This is a genomic window from Rhodococcus globerulus (assembly GCF_019334125.1).
Lineage (GTDB): Bacteria > Actinomycetota > Actinomycetes > Mycobacteriales > Mycobacteriaceae > Rhodococcus_F > Rhodococcus_F globerula.
In genome coordinates, this window is record NZ_CP079698.1 from 500,792 (window position 1) to 519,266 (window position 18,475).

The 18,475-nt window shown below is 63.9% G+C and carries 16 protein-coding genes; 11 read left to right on the plus strand and 5 right to left on the minus strand.

The features are described from left to right. Window positions 1-35: 35 nt before the first annotated feature. The 6 genes from KYT97_RS02265 to KYT97_RS02290 all read left to right on the plus strand — a co-directional run bounded on the left by KYT97_RS02265 (window position 36) and on the right by KYT97_RS02290 (window position 6,363). Complete coding sequence (locus KYT97_RS02265) at window positions 36-953, plus strand: tyrosine-protein phosphatase (protein WP_219111673.1); 918 nt, start codon at window positions 36-38, stop codon at window positions 951-953. Between the two features lie 146 nt (window positions 954-1,099). Next, on the plus strand, window positions 1,100-1,684 hold the full coding sequence (locus tag KYT97_RS02270) for a biotin transporter BioY (RefSeq protein ID WP_172935402.1): 585 nt from the start codon (window positions 1,100-1,102) through the stop codon (window positions 1,682-1,684). After that, the gene (locus KYT97_RS02275) at window positions 1,681-2,787 is read left to right on the plus strand and encodes an AMP-binding enzyme (protein ID WP_219111674.1); all 1,107 of its coding nucleotides are present in this window, start codon (window positions 1,681-1,683) and stop codon (window positions 2,785-2,787) included. The genes KYT97_RS02270 and KYT97_RS02275 overlap by 4 nt, the downstream gene beginning before the upstream one ends. Continuing rightward, the gene (locus KYT97_RS02280; RefSeq protein ID WP_045067502.1) at window positions 2,784-3,911 is read left to right on the plus strand and encodes a thiolase family protein; all 1,128 of its coding nucleotides are present in this window, start codon (window positions 2,784-2,786) and stop codon (window positions 3,909-3,911) included. The genes KYT97_RS02275 and KYT97_RS02280 overlap by 4 nt, the downstream gene beginning before the upstream one ends. A gap of 10 nt (window positions 3,912-3,921) precedes the next feature. Next, complete coding sequence (locus KYT97_RS02285; RefSeq protein WP_045067977.1) at window positions 3,922-5,304, plus strand: AMP-binding protein; 1,383 nt, start codon at window positions 3,922-3,924, stop codon at window positions 5,302-5,304. 237 nt (window positions 5,305-5,541) lie between these two features. Then, entirely contained in the window at window positions 5,542-6,363 is an 822-nt protein-coding gene (locus KYT97_RS02290; protein ID WP_045067504.1) for an alpha/beta fold hydrolase, read from the plus strand. Between the two features lie 120 nt (window positions 6,364-6,483). Here KYT97_RS02290 and murJ read toward each other — a convergent pair whose 3' ends face one another. The 5 genes from murJ to KYT97_RS02315 all read right to left on the minus strand — a co-directional run bounded on the left by murJ (window position 6,484) and on the right by KYT97_RS02315 (window position 11,513). Continuing rightward, window positions 6,484-8,070: a murein biosynthesis integral membrane protein MurJ gene (murJ, locus tag KYT97_RS02295; protein WP_219111675.1), complete on the minus strand. Its 1,587-nt coding sequence runs from the start codon at window positions 8,068-8,070 to the stop codon at window positions 6,484-6,486. A 256-nt stretch (window positions 8,071-8,326) separates the two neighbouring features. Next, window positions 8,327-8,506 (minus strand): hypothetical protein, encoded by a 180-nt coding sequence (locus tag KYT97_RS02300; protein WP_219111676.1) that lies wholly within the window; start codon window positions 8,504-8,506, stop codon window positions 8,327-8,329. A 111-nt stretch (window positions 8,507-8,617) separates the two neighbouring features. Beyond that, window positions 8,618-9,307, minus strand: a complete 690-nt coding sequence (locus KYT97_RS02305; protein WP_045067507.1) for a TetR/AcrR family transcriptional regulator — start codon at window positions 9,305-9,307, stop codon at window positions 8,618-8,620. Then, window positions 9,307-10,122, minus strand: coding sequence for a Fic family protein (locus tag KYT97_RS02310; protein WP_219111677.1), 816 nt, complete (start codon window positions 10,120-10,122; stop codon window positions 9,307-9,309). Before KYT97_RS02310 ends, KYT97_RS02305 begins: the two co-directional genes overlap by 1 nt. After that, on the minus strand, window positions 10,119-11,513 hold the full coding sequence (locus KYT97_RS02315; RefSeq protein ID WP_219111678.1) for a putative nucleotidyltransferase substrate binding domain-containing protein: 1,395 nt from the start codon (window positions 11,511-11,513) through the stop codon (window positions 10,119-10,121). The genes KYT97_RS02310 and KYT97_RS02315 overlap by 4 nt, the downstream gene beginning before the upstream one ends. A gap of 198 nt (window positions 11,514-11,711) precedes the next feature. Between KYT97_RS02315 and KYT97_RS02320 the strand changes: the two genes are divergently transcribed. Genes KYT97_RS02320 through atzF form a run of 5 tightly spaced genes read left to right on the plus strand, consistent with a single transcriptional unit; the run spans window position 11,712 to window position 18,469 of the window. Beyond that, window positions 11,712-13,235, plus strand: coding sequence for an amino acid permease (locus KYT97_RS02320; protein WP_219111679.1), 1,524 nt, complete (start codon window positions 11,712-11,714; stop codon window positions 13,233-13,235). Beyond that, window positions 13,232-14,137 (plus strand): urea amidolyase associated protein UAAP1, encoded by a 906-nt coding sequence (locus tag KYT97_RS02325; RefSeq protein ID WP_245005995.1) that lies wholly within the window; start codon window positions 13,232-13,234, stop codon window positions 14,135-14,137. The genes KYT97_RS02320 and KYT97_RS02325 overlap by 4 nt, the downstream gene beginning before the upstream one ends. Then, window positions 14,134-14,787 (plus strand): urea amidolyase associated protein UAAP2, encoded by a 654-nt coding sequence (locus KYT97_RS02330; protein WP_033234682.1) that lies wholly within the window; start codon window positions 14,134-14,136, stop codon window positions 14,785-14,787. The genes KYT97_RS02325 and KYT97_RS02330 overlap by 4 nt, the downstream gene beginning before the upstream one ends. After that, window positions 14,784-16,796, plus strand: a complete 2,013-nt coding sequence (locus KYT97_RS02335; protein WP_219111681.1) for a 5-oxoprolinase/urea amidolyase family protein — start codon at window positions 14,784-14,786, stop codon at window positions 16,794-16,796. The genes KYT97_RS02330 and KYT97_RS02335 overlap by 4 nt, the downstream gene beginning before the upstream one ends. Further along, a complete protein-coding gene (gene atzF / locus KYT97_RS02340) occupies window positions 16,793-18,469 on the plus strand; it encodes an allophanate hydrolase (RefSeq protein ID WP_072782504.1) in 1,677 nt (558 codons plus the stop codon). The genes KYT97_RS02335 and atzF overlap by 4 nt, the downstream gene beginning before the upstream one ends. The last annotated feature ends 6 nt before the right edge of the window (window positions 18,470-18,475 follow it).

Below are 18,475 nucleotides of genomic sequence, written 5' to 3' on the forward strand. Positions count from 1 at the left end.
AACTTCTTGTGCTCCTTGTGGAAAGGATTGATCAGATGTCAAATCGCCCCACGAGCTTGCGTCGAGCGGCCCGAACGTGTGTTGCGCTCGCATCAGCTGGTTCGTTCGTGCTAGCCGGCGCAAGCGCTGCTACCGCGACGCCGATTGATCTACCGTTCTCAGGATCGTCGGAACTCGGCTCGAGTGCGCCGGCCGCCGTCGTAGCACCCCGACTTGCATCGGTGGACAATTTTCGCGATGTGGCAGGTCGGGAAGCCGGTTACATCGGAACCGGCGGCCTGCATGTGCGCCAGGGAGTGTTCTACCGCGCCAACGCGATAACCCCGAGCGCCGAGGACCTCGCGACACTCGAGTCGCTCCATCTGACCGCGGTGTATGACCTGCGGACCGAGGCCGAGATCGCGGCGAACCCGAACACTCTGCCCAGCGGGGTTCGTTACGAGAAAATTCAGGTCCTTGCGGCTGATCCGAGCGGCGACGTCGCCTCCATTGCCACAAAAGAGCAAGCGCTGGCGTATGTCCAGTCCGGCTACCGGTCGACCGTCAGTGATTCCGTCTCCCGTGCCGGATTCGGTGAGCTGTTGACCCAGCTCGCAGATACCCCCGGTGCGCAGATTTTCCACTGCACCGCAGGCAAGGATCGCACCGGCTGGGCATCGGCGCTGCTACTGAGCATTGCAGGTGTATCTCGAGAGACGATCATGGAGGACTATCTGCTCACCAACGAGTACTCCGCGGCGTCGATCGACGCAAAGGTGGCTCGTATTGCCGCCGCAAAGGGTCAGGAGTACGCCGAGGTTTATCGGTTGCTCCTCGGGGTCGATGCCAGTTATCTGCAGGCGGCATTCGACGAACTGGACAACAACTACGAATCCTTCGACAGCTATCTCGTCGACGGACTCGGCTTGGACGTGGAAACGATCATCAAGCTGAAACTCAAGCTTCTGGTCTGAGTTCGCGTGAGAGGAAATGAAACCGCTGGGCGCGTGACCGATGTGATTGGTCACGCGTCCAGCAGTTTTATGTCGAATGCCGGGACTACTGGTGTAGTCGCAGACCTGCTATCTTGAACGTCGTTCAAGTATCTGAAGGAGTGGGCATGTCAAGTCTCGAGGGCGCCCAGGCGTCGCCGGTCGGCATTCAAGCAAGGGAAATGGCTCAGATCGCGGTGTTCGCGGCGCTGATCGCTGCATTGGGTCTTCCCGGCGCTATCTCGATCGGTATCAGCGGCGTGCCTATCACGCTGCAGACGCTCGGAGTTATTCTCGCCGGTGCGATCCTCGGTGCACGGAAAGGTGTTGCGGCAGTTGCCGTCTTCATGGCACTGACACTGATGGGATTGCCACTGCTGTCAGGCGGACGCACCGGACTCACTGCCCTCGCTGGGCCTAGCGCCGGCTACCTGATCGGCTGGATTCCCGCGGTACTGTGCATCGGCTGGCTCACTGCCAGGATCTTGCCGAAGTATCCGCTTGTGCTGGGTATTTTGATCAACGCGTTTGGCGGAATTGTTGTCGTGTATCTGTTCGGCACGGCAGGGCTCATCCTGCGAACCGACATGGGTATCGGTGCGGCACTGAGTACGAACGTGGCATTTATCCCCGGCGATGCGTTGAAGGTGGTTGTCGCGAGTGTTGTCGCCAAGGGGGTACACCGAGCATATCCAGGACTGATTCGTCGGTGATCGGAGCACTCGGGGGACACGGCGACCAGCGGGCGCTCGATCTCGGCGGCACAGTTCTCACCTATGCAGAACTGGACGCCGCCATCGAGCGATCGCCGCAGGCTGCCGTGTGTGACGCGTCGGCGCTGCCGGTGCTGGAAGCGCTGATCTGCATCTTTGCTGCCGCGCGGCGTGGAACCGCGGTGATCGTGGAGGATCCGGCGACGCGACCCGAGCGCGGCAAAATCGATCCGTCGTCGTTCCTGCTTGTTGCCACGTCGGGTTCCAGTGGCCGGCCACGTCCGCTGGCCAGGACAGCGGCGTCGTGGTTCGACAGCTTCCCCGAGTTCACTACCATCACCGGCATCGAGGCACGCGATCGAGTGCTGATCACCGGGCCGCTCCACGCAACGATGCACCTGTTCGGCGCTGTTCATGCACTGTGGCGAGGCGCGTGTGTCACCGACGACCCGGCGGAGGCGACGGTTGTGCATGCGGTTCCCGCCGTGTTGCGCCGCGTTGTGCTCGAGGCGCCGCGTTTGCGGACCGCCGTTGTTGCCGGGACCATGTTGGACGACGGTGCCCGGTCTGCAGCGTCGAGGATTGAGATAGTCGAATACTACGGCGCTGCAGAGCTTTCCATTGTCGCTGCTCGGCGAGTGCCTGAAGCGATGCGTCTACTCGACAGCGTCGACGCCGAGATTCGCGACGGACTCTTGTTTGTCCGTTCGCCGTATCGAGTGCTGGGTGCGGCAGAGTGGTTTGGTGTGGGGGACAGAGCGATCCTCGGCTCGAACGGGGAGTTGACGATTCTCGGCCGCGGGGAGTTTGCGATCAACGTCGGCGGAACCACCGTCATGGCCGAGGACGTCGAGCGAACCCTGGAGTCAATGGACGGCGTCAGAGGCGCCGCCGTAATCGGTTCGCCGCATTCGGTTCTCGGAGAGACGATCACAGCTGTGATCGAGCACGACGACGCCGTCACTCTCCAGGCAATTCGTGCGCAGGCGCGGGCGTTGTTGGCACGAGAAGCCATGCCGAGTCGCTGGATCACCGTCGACGAACTGCCACGTACCGGTAGTGGCAAAGTCGCTCGAGGACGCGTGAAAGAGTTGCACTCATGAATTCCGCTCCTGTTCTGGTGGCCGCACGGCGAAGCCCGATCGGTAATGCAGGCCATGGATTTGCAGACCTCACAACGACGGACCTCGCCGCCCCGGTACTCGGCGAAGTAGATGCTGTGCTGCGTCGATCCGGTATCGAGGCCGACGTGGACGACGTTATTCTCGGAAACTGCATGGGCCCCGGCGGCAATCCTGCTCGTATCGCAGCGCTTGCGGCCGGGCTGGGATTCTCGATCCCGGGCGTCACCGTTGACCGACAATGCGGTTCGGGCCTCGATGCGGTCATGCAGGCCGCGCTGCGCGTACGCAGTGGAAACGACACGCTGATCCTGGCGGGTGGCGTCGAATCCGCCAGTACTGCTCCGTGGCGATACTGGCCGCCCACTTCGGGCGGTGAACTGACGCGATACACCCGGGCGCCGTTTGCTCCGCAGGGCTTTGCCGATCCCGATATGGGTTGTGCGGCAGATGATCTCGCGCGATTGCGTGGCATCAGCCGCGAGCGCCAGGATGCGTATGCAACGCGTTCGCACACGCTCGCGGCAGCGTCGGATTTCTCGTCCGAAACTGTGCCGATCGGGGCCGTCGCCGCTGACCAGCGGATTCGCCGCGGCATGACCGAAGCACGGTTGGCGAGGCTTCGTCCAAGTTTTGGGGTCGACGGCACCGCAACGGCCGGCAACTCGTGTGGCATCTCGGACGGCAGCGCAGTGCTGGCAGTGACGACAGAGTCACTCGCGCAGGGAATGCCGGCGCTCCGAATTCTCGGCACTGCTGTTGCCGGGTCCGATCCGGCATTGCCGGGACTCGGTCCGGTACCCGCCATTCGCTCGCTGTTCGCAAAAACCGGAATCGGTGCGTCCGACCTGGGTATTGTCGAAATCACCGAGGCGTTTGCCTCCGTAGTCCTGGCAGTATCGGACGAACTCGGACTCGACGAATCCATCATCTGCCCGCAAGGCGGGGCAATTGCGATGGGCCATCCGTGGGGTGCTTCGGGAGCTGTTCTGTTGGTGCGCTTGGCAAGTCAGATGCTCGCCGACGGCGGCCCGGAACTGGGGCTCGCAGCATGCGCAATCGGCGGCGGTCAGGGCATTGCGATGCTGGTCGAGCGTGTTTCGTGAGGCTGCAACGATGAGCGAACTTCTGGCGGAACGAATTGCTCGACGAGTTCGCATCAATCCGTCGACGGTCGCAGTTGCCTCGTCGCGCGACGAGATCAGCTACGCCGATTTCTGGACGCGGGTGTGCCGGGTCGCCGCGGGACTGGCGTCGATGAACCGAGTTGCGGTACTGCCGACCTCGGACGTCGAATCATTGGTGGTTGTCGCGGCTGCGATGCGGACGGGTACCAGTGTGGTCCTGCTTCATCGACATCTGCTCGGGTCGCAGTTGGAGCGGGTGCTCGAGCTGTCCGTTCCTGGAGTCGTTGTCGCGGAATCGAAGCAGCACAGGCGGTTGCGCAGGCTGGGGTTCTCGGGTGAACTTGTCACCGCGGTTGATCTCGAAAGTGACGGGGCGTCGAATCAGGCGTCGGCCGACTCCGAACTGTTGATCGGTGTCACGTCGGGTACTACCGGCGAGCCGAAGCTCTTCGTCCGAAATCAGTTGTCCTGGGCACGAACTCTTGATCGATCGGATGCCGTGTTCGACGTCGGTGTCGGAGATCGAGTGTCTGTACCGGGCGTCCTCGACCACACCCACTTTCTGTACGGGGCGCTCCATGCGCTCACCCGCGGTGCCACTGTCGATCTCCGTGGCGCGGAAACAGCGGTGAAAACGGGTGCAACCCATCTGTATTCGGTTCCCACGATCGCCTGGGACCTCGTGCGATCAGGCATCGGCCCGGTCGACTGTGTCCGTGAAGTGATCTCGTCGGCCGCTCGGTGGCCGCGTGCCGGGCGTCACGCGCTGCAGGCGATATTGCCGAATGCTTCGTTGGTGCACTTCTACGGCGCATCGGAATTGAGTTTCGTGTCCTTCGATCGAGGGCTCGGTGACCTCGACGAGTTTTCGGCCGGCGAGCTGTTCGGCGGCGTCGACGCCGAGATTCGCGACGGGCTTGTGCATGTGAAGAGCGACATGCTGTTCGACGGTTACCTCACCGAAACCGGGGTGGTAAACGGCCCGGTCGACGGGTGGATGACTGTCGGCGACAGAGGGCACGTGGAGGCCAGGCGTCTGCAATTGCTCGGTCGTGAGAGCGAGATGCTGATCCGTGCGGGCCTCAAAGTGGAACCAGCGGCCGTCGAAGCGGCATTGACCTCACTGCCTGGGATTGCCGAGGCCGCGTGCATCGGTGTTCCTGACGCACGCATGGGGGAGGCCCCGGCGGTCGCGATTGTTGTCAGCGATCAAGGTTTGCACACCGACACGATCTGGCGGCATTTGAGAACAACCCTTCCCAGTCCGAGTATGCCGGTGCGAATTCTCCGAGTCGATCAGTTGCCGCGCACTCCGCGGGGAAAGCTCGATCGCTCCGCTCTTGCGATTACTCTCACGGAGTCAGAACGGTAGATCACACCGGGCTTCGGCGGTTTCGCGTGGCTGTGGATTGGGATGTGGCAGACAATTTAGTCGTGCACATGAAGACTGGACGCTTGTAGATCACGTGGCGTTCGACATTTGTAGGAAAAGTTGTCGATCTTTGTCTCTAGTGTCGCCGGTGTGGGCATCCGTAGCGTCAGGGAGGTCGGACAGTCGGCACGTGCACGCTTTCAGATCTCCTTCCATCACACGAGAAAAGAGCCAAGGATGCCGTACATCACCACCTCTGACGGAACCGAGATCTACTACACGGAGCAGGGCGCCGGCCAACCCGTACTACTGAGCCACGGGTGGCCACTGAGCTCCGACGCGTGGCAAGTCGAGCTCAAGTTGTTCGCGGACGCCGGGTACCGGGTCATTGCGCATGATCGTCGTGGCCACGGCCGCTCGTCGAAGACCTACACCGGCAACGACATGGACACGTACGCTCGCGACCTCGCCGAGCTCGTTGAAACCTTGGACCTGAAAGAGCTTGTAGTCGTGGGTCATTCGACGGGTGGCGGTGAAGTGGTACGGTACGCGGCGCAGCATGGAAAAGGCCGTGTGACAAAGGTGATCACCGCCGGCGCGGTCCCACCGATCATGGTCAAATCGGACGAGAATCCCGAAGGCACGCCCATCGAGGCGTTCGACGGAATCCGCGCTGGTGTGCTGAAAGACCGGTCGCAGTTCTACAAGGATCTGAGCGAGTCGTTCTACGGCGCAAATCGTGACGGCGCTGAGGTCTCGCAGGGTGCAAAGGATGACTTCTGGCGACAGGGAATGTTGGTGAACCTTGCGGCAGCATACGACTGCGTCAAGGCATTCTCGGAGACGGATCAGACGGCGGACCTCCAGGCGATCGACGTACCGATGTTGATCGCGCACGGCGACGACGATCAGATCGTTCCCATCGCCGCTGCTGCCGAAAAGTCTGTCAAGCTCGTCAAGAACGGCACCCTCAAGGTGTATCCGGGAGCCCCGCACGGCATCTACGGCGCATATCAGGATGCCCTCGACCAGGACATTCTCGCGTTCATCAAGGGCTAGCGTCGTGCATTGGTGGCCCCGCACGGTCAGACCCGAGCGGGACCACCTTTGCACTAGCCGTCCGAGTCCCCGGGGGTAGCGCCGTACCACGTCAGTTCGGTGGGTGCGGTGCCTGCTTTCTCAACGATTGAGCAGGGCCTTGGCGGTGCGGACTTCGGGGATGCCGATCTTTGTGGCTGTGACGAGGAATGTCGGTGCTCCGAGGACGAGTACGGCGACCAGTGATGCTGCTGCGGCCGTGCGAGGGTTGTCGATCAGTTGGTGTGAGGCCCAGACTGTGATGACGCAGACCCCGCCGGCGGCTATCGACGCCCATAGCACCTTCGAGAATGTTGCAAGCACTGTGTGGAAGCCGAGCAGGCCGTAGCGGTGACGCAACACGAAGTGCCCGCTGATGGCACCGACGACGTAGGACAGTGAACTTGCGACCGGCAGCATCACCACGATCACCTGGTTTGGTAGACATGCGAGAGCGAGTGCAACGACGGAGACCTTTGTGACCACCATTGCGGCGTTGATCAGGGCTGGCGTGCGCATGTCATTGCCGGCGTAGAAGACCCGCAGTTGCAGCATGACCAACGCGAACGGCGGAAGCCCGAATGCCGACAGTGCCAGCGCCACACCGATAGTGCGAGCGGAATCGACATCGACGCGTCCGACGAACATTACCGTGGTCAGTATCGGCCCGAGAAGGGTCATCGCGACTGCGGCGGGGACGAGCGCAACAACCGAGTACCGGGCAGCGCGGCCCATGTCGGTGACCAGAGCGTCACGGTCCCCGAGCGCCACCGCGCGGGAGATACGCGGCATGAGCACGGTCAGCAGGGACACCCCGAGGATGCCGTACGGCACCTGGAACAGCAGGTCGGCGTACGTATAGGTCGAGACTCCGCCATGGCTGAATGCAACTCTGAGCACGAACGTGACGCCTGCCTGACTGATCGCGACATACAGCAGCACCCAGCCGAGCAGCCTTGCCCCGACGCGGACCGGGCGCCACGTGTACGGCACCGGGCGTACCCGCCAACTCCACCGGAATCCGGTACGACGCAACGCGGTCACCGTCCACACAGCCTGTCCCACGATGCCGATCGTTGTCCCGATGCCTAAGACGAGAACCTGTGCGGTGGTCATCGTCGACGGCAGCAACGTCACAGGTCCCGGTATCGCAGCGAACACCACGACCATCGCGAGCACGATCACGTTGTTGACCACCGACGCCCAGGCCGCCGGCGCATAGCTTTCGCGGATATTCAGCACGGCTGTCGCGGTCGCTGCGATCGCGTAGAAGAAGATCTCAGGCAACAGCAAGTACGCCAGCGCGGTTGTCAGCTGTGTCTGTTCCGTATCCGACACCAAGGCGGCGACGAGGAACGGGGCGCACGCCACCGCTATGGCGGTGATGACAGCGGCGCCGAGAATCGTCGCCAGCAGCAGGCGTTGGGTGAAAACCCGCGAATAGGTTCTCCCGCGGAGTCGTGCCCTTGCCAGAACAGGGATCAGGACGCTGCTCATCACGCCGCCGAGGAGCAGTTCGTACACCATGTTCGGCATGCTGTTCGCGCCGTTGTAGGCGTCACCGACCACAGCAGTGCCTAGCACCGCGGCCAAGGCAAGGGTGCGGATAAAGCCGGTTGCGCGACTTGCTGCGGTCGCCACCGCGACCGCACCGGTTGTACGCGCGAATCCGTTTTGAGAAACCGCCATTCGACCATCGTGCCCTAACGTCGCTCATCGAGGAGGCTGTGCAAGCGCGGCACTGTCGACGAGCCGTAGGTAGGGTGTGCCGGTGATCATCGCCGTCGAAGGGCCTAGTGCCGCAGGTAAGACCACGTGGTGCCGAGCCAGTCGCAGGCGGTTCGTCGCTGAATACAGCCCGACGGGTCAGGAACCGGACGGATCCGACGCTATGGAACAGGCGGCATACTGGGCCCGGGTGAATGCACATCGTTGGATGCAAGCGTTAGCGCTCGAGGATGCGAGTAGTGACGCGATATGCGACAGCGATCCGCTGAAACTGCACTACAGCTGGTGTCTGGCCGCTGTAGGGGTGGAACCGATTACCCGATTCGAGCACGAGTTCGCCGCAGTTCGGCAGATGTTTGCACAGCGTCGACTCGGATTCGCAAATTGGCCGGGTCATTCACGGTGTCCTCACTGAGGGTGACATCGCCACGCCGGCACAACCGCGCCCGAATCGTTACGACCTGAACTTGCTCGACAGATTGCTCGACGAACTTCCCACAGTGGCGCACTAACGTTGTCCGCCGGAGTACTCGTCAAGAAGTGCCGTTGTACGAGAAGCAAGTTCAGCGGTCGGCCCTGTCCAGCCGAGGATTCGAATCGAGGCATCAGCGATCACCTCCGGCGAAGGTGAGGCACTGGAACCTTCCGCTTCAGCGTCCGACCTTGTGTTGATCACCGTCTCGACGAGTCGGAACGGTAGCTGCGCAATGCGGAGATCGACTTCGGCGTCAGGGTTGATCTGGACCAGCGCGTCACGGGCGAATTCCGTGTACAGATCCATGAGTGTTCCGCGTTGCGCTCGGAACGGTTCGAATCGTTCGGTCCGTAGCTCCGGTAGCAGGTAAAGGGCACCAAGATTCCATCGCGAGTTTGCGAGTTGCTGCGCGTCGAAGCAGGTCAGGGCGTACATACGCACTGCGGCGGATTCCGGGCTCTCGCGCATGTCTTCCGCAAAAGCCAAGGGGGAGGTGACTGTCCCGACAAGCAGCGCGGTCAGCAGGTCGTCCTTGTTTGCGAAGTGGTGGTAGAGCGACGCCTGCCGGATGCCCACTGCGTCGGCGATCATTCGGGTCGACGTACTGGTGAAGCCTCCGGTGGTGAACAACTCGGCCGCGGCATCGAGAATCTCATCGCGTGCCGTTGCTCCGGGACGCTTGCGTGTCGACAGCCGTGGGCGGCCGGCTCCGGTTGTGGTCATCACACCATCCTTCCATCACTGCGGTCTACGAGTGCGCGCCGCAACACGGGAATCATGGGTCGCGGCGACGGTGCGCCGGTGCGGCGAAAGGGAGACGAATCACGAGAGGCGGCAACCCATTCCGCCGCATCGATACCCGACAGGTCGAGGAGGAACCCGGTCGAGCTTACGAGTTGGTGCAGGAGCAGGGTGCCGGTACGGCCGTTTCCTTCGCGAAACGGGTGCGCGTGGTTGTAGGTGACATAAACAGTGGCCAGTGCGTACGCCAGGCGTCCGCGGTCCGCGCGGTGCCAGTCCGTCGCGGCAATCGCGATCTCGACTTCACGCAGATAACGGCCGATCGTCCCGACCGGCGCGAAACCGTCCCCGTTCTTGGTGATGTCGACGATGCGTTGCTGCCCCGCCCATCCGAACACGTCACCGAACACACGCCCGTGCAACCCGAAGATGTACTCGGCGTCCACCTGGCGCGGAGTCGGCGCTTGTTGCAGATGCGCTTGGAGCAGGCGGGCTGCGGTCGCGGCGTACTCGACGTCCCGAAGCTGGGTCTGGTCTCTGAATCCGAAGTTGTTGCGCAGCACAGAAGTCCCGGTGACAAGGTACGGACGTGGTAACGCGAGCCGTCGACGGCGCGGGACCGCGCGCGTGGACGCGGCACTACGGTGGCGTTCGATGTAGTCCTCGTACGTGAACGTGCCGACGGCCAGCGCGTCCAGATCGGTGAGGTCGTCGCCAGTGGGCTGCCATCCCTCGAGTCGCTCGGCCGCCACGGTCTGAAGGACCGCGTGACGCTGAGCGGCGGTCAATTCCGTCATGCCGGCGGCCCCGTGTATGCGAGTTTCCGTTGTATCCCTGCGATCTCGCGGACGGCGCTCGCGAGCAGACTCCGGTAGAGGGGCGTCAGCGAGTCCAGTGCCAGGACGTCGGTCGGGGTCTCGCCTCGCTCGATCTGCTCGCACTGATGCCGTAGCCGGATCTGAGCCAGCACGTCGAACGACTCGGCGAGCATCGTCGCGTCGTCGTCGGGCAGGATTCCCGAGTTCGCTGCCGTTCGCAGTCGCACGATGGTTGACGGGTCCGCGCAGCCTGCGGCGAGCCCAGCCCACCGCGCGATGTTCACGATCGGCATCACGCCTTGTGCCTTGATGTCGACGGAATCGGTGCGGCGGGTGAGACGCTCGCGCAGTGAATGCATCCGCGCCTTACCTTCGACTGCTTCCTTGAGCAGCAGTCGAAGCGCGTCGGGATCGAGTCGCTCGGATACGACGGGGGACAGAGCAAGTCGGTTGTCGCCGATCGCGATGCGACTGTCGGCGAGCAGTGACACCATGACGATGCCCTGATCGGCGTAAGGATCGGCGAGCCAGCCGTCGAGCCCACGCAGCCAGTCGGATTCGGAACGCGCGAACCGCGGGCTCGACGCTACCGCCCCGTTGGCGTCCGAGGGGAGTCCGCAGCGTTCCAGTAATCCGTGCACACGCTTTCCGTACGCGGTTTCGCGGGCCTGCTGTTCGGGACTGTCGTCGTTCGCCCAGATCAGGGCACTGTCCACGTCGGAACTTGGCATGGCCTCGCGGCGGGCGATGCTGCCGAGTGAGAGCCAGGTCGAACCGGGATGGCCTTCGGCGAGCAAGCTCGCGGCTCGGGTGACGGCGGCGTCCATGAGTACCGACGCGATGGCGCTGACGTCGAGCGCCGCCACACGCGCCCGCCAGAGTCCCACCGCAAGCTCCGGTATCCGTGCTGTCGCAGCTACGAGTTCATCGGCGTCGGCGGCCTGAGAAATTGTGCTGCGCACCAGAAATCCGCTCCGAGTTGCGGTGGCGAACAGATCCGCGTCCTCGACCACACCAAGAACGTCGCCGCGAGCGGACAGTACCGGCAGGTGCCGCACGCCGCGTTCGAGCATATCGAGCAGCACGTCCGCGCCGAGCCGGTCAGCGTTGGCCGTGTGTACGGGAGTGGTCATCACCTCGGAAACGGGGGTGGTAGTGCCGAGTCCGGCCGCGACGATCCGCCGTCGGAGGTCTCCGTCGGTGAAGATGCCCAGCGCATTCCCGCGGATGGGGATAAGTACGTACCGTCGGCCGGCTGCGGTCATGGCGCGGGCGGCGTCGGCGGCGGTTGTCTCAGGGCCGCAGGTCAATGCAGGACCACGCAACAACTCGCCCACCGGAAGCATCGATGGATCGCGGACGACGTTCATGGCCCTTATCTAATGCTGTGCCGCTCTGTCGGGTGTCACCGACTACCCGCGTGAGGGTTCGGAAACGTTCCGGTAACCGATGTCATCGACTCGCAACGCAATCGCTACACAGCGAAACATGAGAGACACCAGTAGGGAACGGGAGCGCAGAAAACTGTCAACTGACAGGAATACAGCCCCCAGGCCCCAGGAGAATCAATGACGATCGCGGCACCTAAGCCCAGCGACGACAACGACCTCGCCGAGTTCGGCTACGAGCAGCAACTGCACCGCTCGCTCGGCAAGTTCGCGTCGTTCGCGGCGGGCTTCTCGTTCGTCTCCATCCTGACCACGATCTTCCAGTTGTTCGGACTCGGCTTCAGCTTTGCCGGACCGGCATTCTTCTGGACGTGGCCCTGTGTGTTCCTGGGCCAGTTCATGGTGGCGCTGAGCTTCGCCGAACTTGCTGCGCGGTATCCGATCTCAGGCGCCATCTACCAGTGGTCCCGGCGGATGGGCGGCGAGATCATCGGGTGGTTTGCCGGATGGTTCATGATCATCGCGCAGATCGTTACCGCCTCTGCGGCGGCGATCGCCCTGCAGGTGGTGTTGCCAAACGTGTGGAGCGGATTTCAGATCGTCGGCGAGGACAGCTCGCTGACATCGTCGAGTGGCGCGACCAACGCGGTACTGCTCGGTTCGGTGCTGTTGGTGCTCACGACAACGATCAATTGCGTTGGCGTGAACTGGATGTCGCGCATCAACAATATCGGCGTGACCTGCGAGATCATCGGCGTCATTGCGGTGATCGGCATGTTCTTCACCCACGCCCAGCGTGGCCCGCAGGTGGTATTCGACACCGGCGCCGCAGGCAGCGAGCCCGGCTACATCTGGGCCTGGATCGTCTCGGGATTGATGGCCGCGTACGTCATGGTCGGCTTCGGCTCGGCAGGCGAGCTCGCCGAGGAGACCCGAAATCCGCGTCGCGTCGCACCGCGCACCATTCGGTTGGCACTGTCGGTGTCTGCTCTTGGTGGTGGCCTGATGATCGTCGGCGCGCTGATGGCAGCGCCGAGCCTCACCGACGGTCGGCTCGCCACCGAAGGCCTGCCGTACGTGCTCGGCGCAATCCTGAGTTCCCCGTGGGGCACCCTGCTGCTGATCGACGTCGCTATTGCGGTATTCGTGTGCACCCTCGCAATTCAGACCGCCGCGTCCCGGTTGATGTTCTCCATGGCCCGCGACGGCCGCCTGCCCGCATCGAAGATCCTCTCGAAGGTCAACGCCCGCAACGGAACTCCGATCGCGCCTTCGGTCCTGATCGGTATCGCCTGCATCCTGGTGCTCGCTGTCAACGTCGGGAACTCGGCAATCTTCACGACACTGTCGAGTGTGTGCATCGTGCTGATCTACCTTGCCTACCTGATGGTGACCGTTCCGCTGCTGCGTCGACGGTTGCAAGGCTGGCCGCACGGAGATGTCCAGTACGACTCCGAAGGTCGAAAGCTGTTCTCATTGGGAGTCTTCGGTGTCCCGGTCAACATCGCGGCCGTGCTGTACGGAGCTGCAATGGTGATCAACTTGTCCTGGCCACGCGCCGAAATCTTCAACCCGTCCGGTGACATGCCGATCCTGCAATGGGCCGCCCCGATCACCGTGATTGCCGTCGTCCTGGTTGGCGCTCTCTGCTACCCGCGCGGCAAAACCGTTCCGAACCCCGTCACGATTGGAGCTACGAAGTGACCACGACCGACACAGCCACCGACACCACAGCAGCCGCCCGCGAGCACGCCCGCTCGCAGGCCGGTGCGATCACCGACTCGATGCCCGTCCTTCCCGCCTCCGATTGGCCCACCCCTCCGGCCGGTATCGACGCTGACCGGCTCACCTGGGCGGAGACCGTGCCTGGCGGCCGCTACACCTCGAAGGTGCTGGCCCGCGGCACGCGGCTCCGATTGCGTGACATCGCCGGCAGTGCCTGCGCGAACCTCCTGCTGTACCGGGCTGACGCGCCGCACGAGCGACTCAACATCGCCGACACCGTCAAGGTGCCGTGGCAGGCGTACCTGAGGGTGGGGCATCCGCTGCTCTCCGACCAGGGACGGGTGCTGGCCACCGTTGTGGCCGATACCTCCGGTCACCACGACGCGTTCTGCGGAACCACTTCACTGGCCACGAACACAGCCAAGTACGGCGAGGGATCCGTCCATTCGGGAGCGCCCGCCGGCCGGGAACTGCTGACACTGGCTGCGGCCAAACACGGTCTGACCGCCCGCGACCTGCCGCCCGTGCTGTCCCTGTTCCACGGAGTGCGCGTCGAGTCCGACGGCGGACTCACCAGCACCGGAAATGCCGGCGCCGGAACAGAGCTGGAGCTGCTGATCCATCTCCCGGTGATCGTGCTGATCGCCAATACCGCACACCCGCTTGACCCGGCCACCACGTTCGGCACCACATCCCTCGAGGTAGTGGCATGGACGGCACCCGAGGATCTGGAGGCTCTGCCGAACAACGATCCCGAGTACCGCCGCGCAGTCCTCAACACCGAGGACGCCTGGAACGCCGCCAAGCCCGTCAATGAAGCACAGCCCGTCAATGAAGCACAGCCCGTCAATGCAGCACAGCTCGGAAGGGACGCCAAATGACCACCGCCGTAGACACTCCCGCTCTTGTCCCCGGAGCCGTGATCCTCGATGACACTGTCGGCGCTCGCGGACCCTGGTCCGCGATCGTTCGGGCCGGTGACGTCCTGACCATCGTCGACCTGCACGGCAATCAGGCCGTCGACTCCCTCTTCTATGCTGCCGATGATCATGCTGTTCGGTATTCAGCTGCCGCAACCGTTGCAGCTCAGCGCAATCTGTTTCTCACGACAGGGTCCGTGCTTCGCGCCGACGATGGAACAGCTCTGATGACGCTTGTCGGTGACGAGGTCGGCAACCATGACACCGTCGGTGGCGCGTGCTCGCAGGAGTCGAACACCCTGCGCTACGGCCACCACACCAAGCATCAGCACGCGTGTGTCGAGAACTTCCTGATCGAGGGAGCCAAGTGGGGCCTTGGTAAACGAGACTTGGTCTCCAACATCAATTTCTTCATGAACGTACCGGTCGACGCGGACGGCACACTCGGCATTGTCGACGGGCTCTCCGCGCCGGGTAAGCGCCTCGCCCTGCGCGCTGAGATCGACACGCTTGTACTCGTATCGAACTGCCCGCAGATCAACAACCCCTGCAACGGTTTCGACCCCACAGAGGTACGGATGATCGTGACCCGTCCGGAGGAAGAGCGATGACCGAGATCACCGTTCAGCGCCCCGGTATGTTGAGCACCGTCCAGGACTGGCCAGGCCGCGTCGGCTACTGGCAGATCGGTGTTCCCCCGTCAGGCCCGATGGACGACCTGTCTTTCAGGCTCGGCAACGAAGCACTCGGGAACGAACCGGGAGCCGCCGGGCTCGAGTGCACGATGGCCGGACCAGCACTGCGATTCGCCGAGGCCACCGTCGTGTGTGTCACGGGCGCACCTGCCATTGTCCGAGTGAACGGACTGCAGGTCCGGGCCTGGGCGCCGGTGCAGGTTCCTGCCGGCGGTGTCCTCGACGTCGGGGCGACAACAGGTCCGGGACTGCGGATCTACGTGCTGGTCCGCGGCGGGATCGACGTGCCCGACTACCTGGGCAGTGGAGCGACGTTCACGCTCGGCAAGTTCGGCGGTCACGAGGGGCGGACGCTACGCGAGGGGGACGTGTTGAGCTGCGGAGCGGGGCCATGCAACCCCGATGCCGCCCAACCAGTTCCGATGGAACACGTACCGGTGATCGGTGGCCGCTGGGAGATCGCCGTTACCGAGGGTCCACACGGCGCACCGGAGTTCTTCACCCGCAACGATATCGACACGCTGTACGCCACCGACTACGAGGTGCACTTCAACTCCGATCGCACGGGCGTCCGGTTGATCGGTCCGCAGCCTGACTGGGCGCGCAACGACGGCGGCGAGGCCGGACTGCACCCCTCGAACATTCACGACAACGCCTATTCGGTTGGCGCACTGGACTTCACCGGTGACACTCCCATCCTGCTCGGGCCGGACGGCCCGAGTCTCGGTGGATTTGTCTGCCCGGTCACCGTCGTATCCGCGGAACGGTGGAAGCTCGGCCAACTGAGCCCCGGCGATACGGTTCGATTTGTGCCGATCCGCGCCGATCGTGCCGCGTCGAAAGGTCAACTGGGCCTGAGTCGGCGTGCGAGCCTGCCGGCAGTGTTCAGTGACGGCGGCGACGGGGACGACGGAGTGATCGCCCGCCGCGACGGCAAGACTGCGGTGACGTATCGCCGCTCGGGCGACGACAACGTTCTTGTCGAATACGGGGACATGACGCTCGACCTCGCGCTCCGGGCGCGGGCGCACGCGCTGCATCAGCGACTCGAGGCAGAGAAGCCGGCTGGGCTACTCGATCTCACCCCCGGCATCCGGTCGCTGCAGGTGCGCGTCGACCCTGATGTGCTTCCGGTGTCGAAGCTGATGGGTTTGCTCGCCGAAGCTGAGGAACAGATCCCGGATTCGTCCGAACTCGTGGTCCCCAGCCGATCGGTGCGGATGCCCTTGTCCTGGGACGACCCGTCCACCCGCGAGGCGATCAAGCGCTACATGCACGGTGTTCGTGCCGATGCGCCGTGGTGCCCGTGGAACATCGAGTTCATTCGGCGCATGAACGGGCTGGATTCGGTCGCTGACGTCTTCGACACGGTCTTCGACGCCGAGTACCTCGTCCTCGGACTCGGCGACGTCTATCTCGGTGCGCCGGTTGCCACTCCGCTCGACCCGCGTCACAGGTTGGTCACCACCAAGTACAACCCGGCACGTACCTGGACGCCGGAGAACGCGGTCGGTATCGGCGGAGCGTACCTGTGCATTTACGGCATGGAGGGGCCGGGCGGCTACCAGTTCGTGGGACGCACCACCCAGGTGTGGAATCACCGTTATCCCGAGAAGTCCGGACCGTTCGAGGACGGTACGCCCTGGTTGCTACGGTTCTTCGACCGGATCTCCTGGTATCCCGTCGAGCCGGACGAGTTGCTCGAACTGCGCGCCGAGACGGCGGCAGGTGGGCCCGGCGGCGTGCAGATCACCGACGGCAGTTTCTCCCTCGCCGAACACGAGCAGTTCCTGACCGACAATGCGGACTCCATTTCGGCATTCCGTGCAACCCAGGCAGTCGCGTTCGGCGCCGAGCGGGACGCCTGGTCAGCTGCGGGTGAGTTTGCCCGCACGACAACAACAGTCAAGGAGGTAGCCGCGTGAGCGCGACCGAGCGGGTATCGGCGGCATATCGGTCGATCGAGCGCGTCGACCGGCCGGAGATCTGGATACACCTGCGCCCCGAGGTCGACGCGATGGCCGAGGCCGCGCGCGTCGATGCCTCCACCGCTGACCTGCCGCTACGAGGTCTGGTGCTCGCAGTCAAGGACAACGTCGACGTGGCAGGCTTACCCACCACCGCCGGATGTCCCGAGTTCGCCTACACACCTGCGGTCGACGCGGCCGCCGTTTCGGCTCTGCGGGCGGCGGGCGCAGTAGTGCTGGGTAAGACGAATCTCGACCAGTTCGCCACCGGACTGGTCGGCACACGCAGCCCCCACGGCGCGGTACGCGACTCGCGTCGGCCGGAGTACATCTCGGGTGGCTCGAGTTCTGGATCCGCGGTAGCTGTTGCGCTCGGGCTGGTCGACATCGCGATCGGTACCGACACCGCAGGGTCCGGCCGTGTTCCAGCAGGTCTGCAGGGCATTGTCGGCATCAAGCCGACCGTCGGGGTCGTCTCGACCGAGGGAGTGGTCCCGGCGTGCAGTTCCTACGATTGCGTGACCATTTTCGCCGCGGATCTGGCCGGCGCCGAGTCTGCGATGGCCGTGATGGCATCAGGCGCACGGGGCGGCCAGTGGCCGAGCGACGTCCGGTTGGCCGCGCCGCCGCGGCCACGCGTCGCAGTTCCAGCTGTGTTGCCCGGACTCGACGAGCAGTGGGCGGCAGCGTTCGGAGCAGCTGTCGGACGGCTGCGGGCTGCGGGTGCCGAGGTAGTCGAGATTGACCTGACGCTTTTCCTCGACGCCGCGAAGCTGCTGTACGACGGTGCGCTTGTCGCTGAAAGATATGCGGCGGTAGGCGAATTCGTCGACGCGCACGCCGATGCGGTGGACCCGACGGTACGTTCGATCATTGCGCCGGCCGGAGTCATACCGGCACATCGACTACTCGCGGACCGGGAATTGTTGGCGCAGTTGCGGAACCGGGCGATGAAGGAGCTCGACGGACTCGATGCCCTCATGGTGCCGACGGCCCCGGAACATCCGACGATCGCCGACGTTGCGGGCGATCCGATCGGCGTGAACTCCCGTATGGGCACGTACACCAACTTCTGCAATCTCTTCGACCTGTCAGCTGTCGCGGTTCCAGCTGGTAGGGCAGGCGATGCGCAGTTCGGGGTGACGGTGCTGGCGCGTGCGTTCGAGGACGGCGTCGCTGCTGACATCGCGGCGATGGTGAATGGCGACCAGGCAACCGGATGGACTTCAGCGCCCGCGGACACGGTCGAGTTGGCAGTATTCGGCGCTCACCTGCGCGGTCAGCCGCTCGAGCATCAGCTGACCGGGCTCGGTGCCCGCTGGTGTGGGCCGGTAGCCACCGCTCCGCGCTACCGACTCAGCGCGCTGGACACCACGCCACCTAAACCAGGATTGATCCGGGTGAGCGAGGGCGGCGTGTCGATTGTGGGGGAGCGCTGGCAACTCACTCCCGCCGCACTCGGCACATTTCTCGCGGCACTGCCGACGCCGATGATGCTCGGATCGGTCGAATTCGACGACGGCAGTTGGGGAACCGGGTTCGGCTGTGACCAGGAAGTAGCGTCCACGGGCAAAGACATCAGCGAGTACGGAGGTTGGCAAGCTGCACTGGCGGCCGGGGCGGTGGGTTGACCTGGC

What these genes read in the sequence shown, in the direction of transcription:
- KYT97_RS02315 (WP_219111678.1), bottom strand. Translation starts at nt 11,513, where the DNA reads ATGAACGTCGTCCGCGATCCATCGATGCTTCCGGTGGGCGAGTTGTTG.
- murJ (WP_219111675.1), bottom strand. Translation starts at nt 8,070, where the DNA reads ATGGCGGTTTCTCAAAACGGATTCGCGCGTACAACCGGTGCGGTCGCG.
- KYT97_RS02300 (WP_219111676.1), bottom strand. Translation starts at nt 8,506, where the DNA reads ATGACCCGGCCAATTTGCGAATCCGAGTCGACGCTGTGCAAACATCTG.
- KYT97_RS02320 (WP_219111679.1), top strand. Translation starts at nt 11,712, where the DNA reads ATGACGATCGCGGCACCTAAGCCCAGCGACGACAACGACCTCGCCGAG.
- KYT97_RS02330 (WP_033234682.1), top strand. Translation starts at nt 14,134, where the DNA reads ATGACCACCGCCGTAGACACTCCCGCTCTTGTCCCCGGAGCCGTGATC.
- KYT97_RS02310 (WP_219111677.1), bottom strand. Translation starts at nt 10,122, where the DNA reads ATGACGGAATTGACCGCCGCTCAGCGTCACGCGGTCCTTCAGACCGTG.
- KYT97_RS02290 (WP_045067504.1), top strand. Translation starts at nt 5,542, where the DNA reads ATGCCGTACATCACCACCTCTGACGGAACCGAGATCTACTACACGGAG.
- KYT97_RS02280 (WP_045067502.1), top strand. Translation starts at nt 2,784, where the DNA reads ATGAATTCCGCTCCTGTTCTGGTGGCCGCACGGCGAAGCCCGATCGGT.
- KYT97_RS02285 (WP_045067977.1), top strand. Translation starts at nt 3,922, where the DNA reads ATGAGCGAACTTCTGGCGGAACGAATTGCTCGACGAGTTCGCATCAAT.
- KYT97_RS02305 (WP_045067507.1), bottom strand. Translation starts at nt 9,307, where the DNA reads ATGACCACAACCGGAGCCGGCCGCCCACGGCTGTCGACACGCAAGCGT.
- KYT97_RS02265 (WP_219111673.1), top strand. Translation starts at nt 36, where the DNA reads ATGTCAAATCGCCCCACGAGCTTGCGTCGAGCGGCCCGAACGTGTGTT.
- KYT97_RS02270 (WP_172935402.1), top strand. Translation starts at nt 1,100, where the DNA reads ATGTCAAGTCTCGAGGGCGCCCAGGCGTCGCCGGTCGGCATTCAAGCA.
- KYT97_RS02335 (WP_219111681.1), top strand. Translation starts at nt 14,784, where the DNA reads ATGACCGAGATCACCGTTCAGCGCCCCGGTATGTTGAGCACCGTCCAG.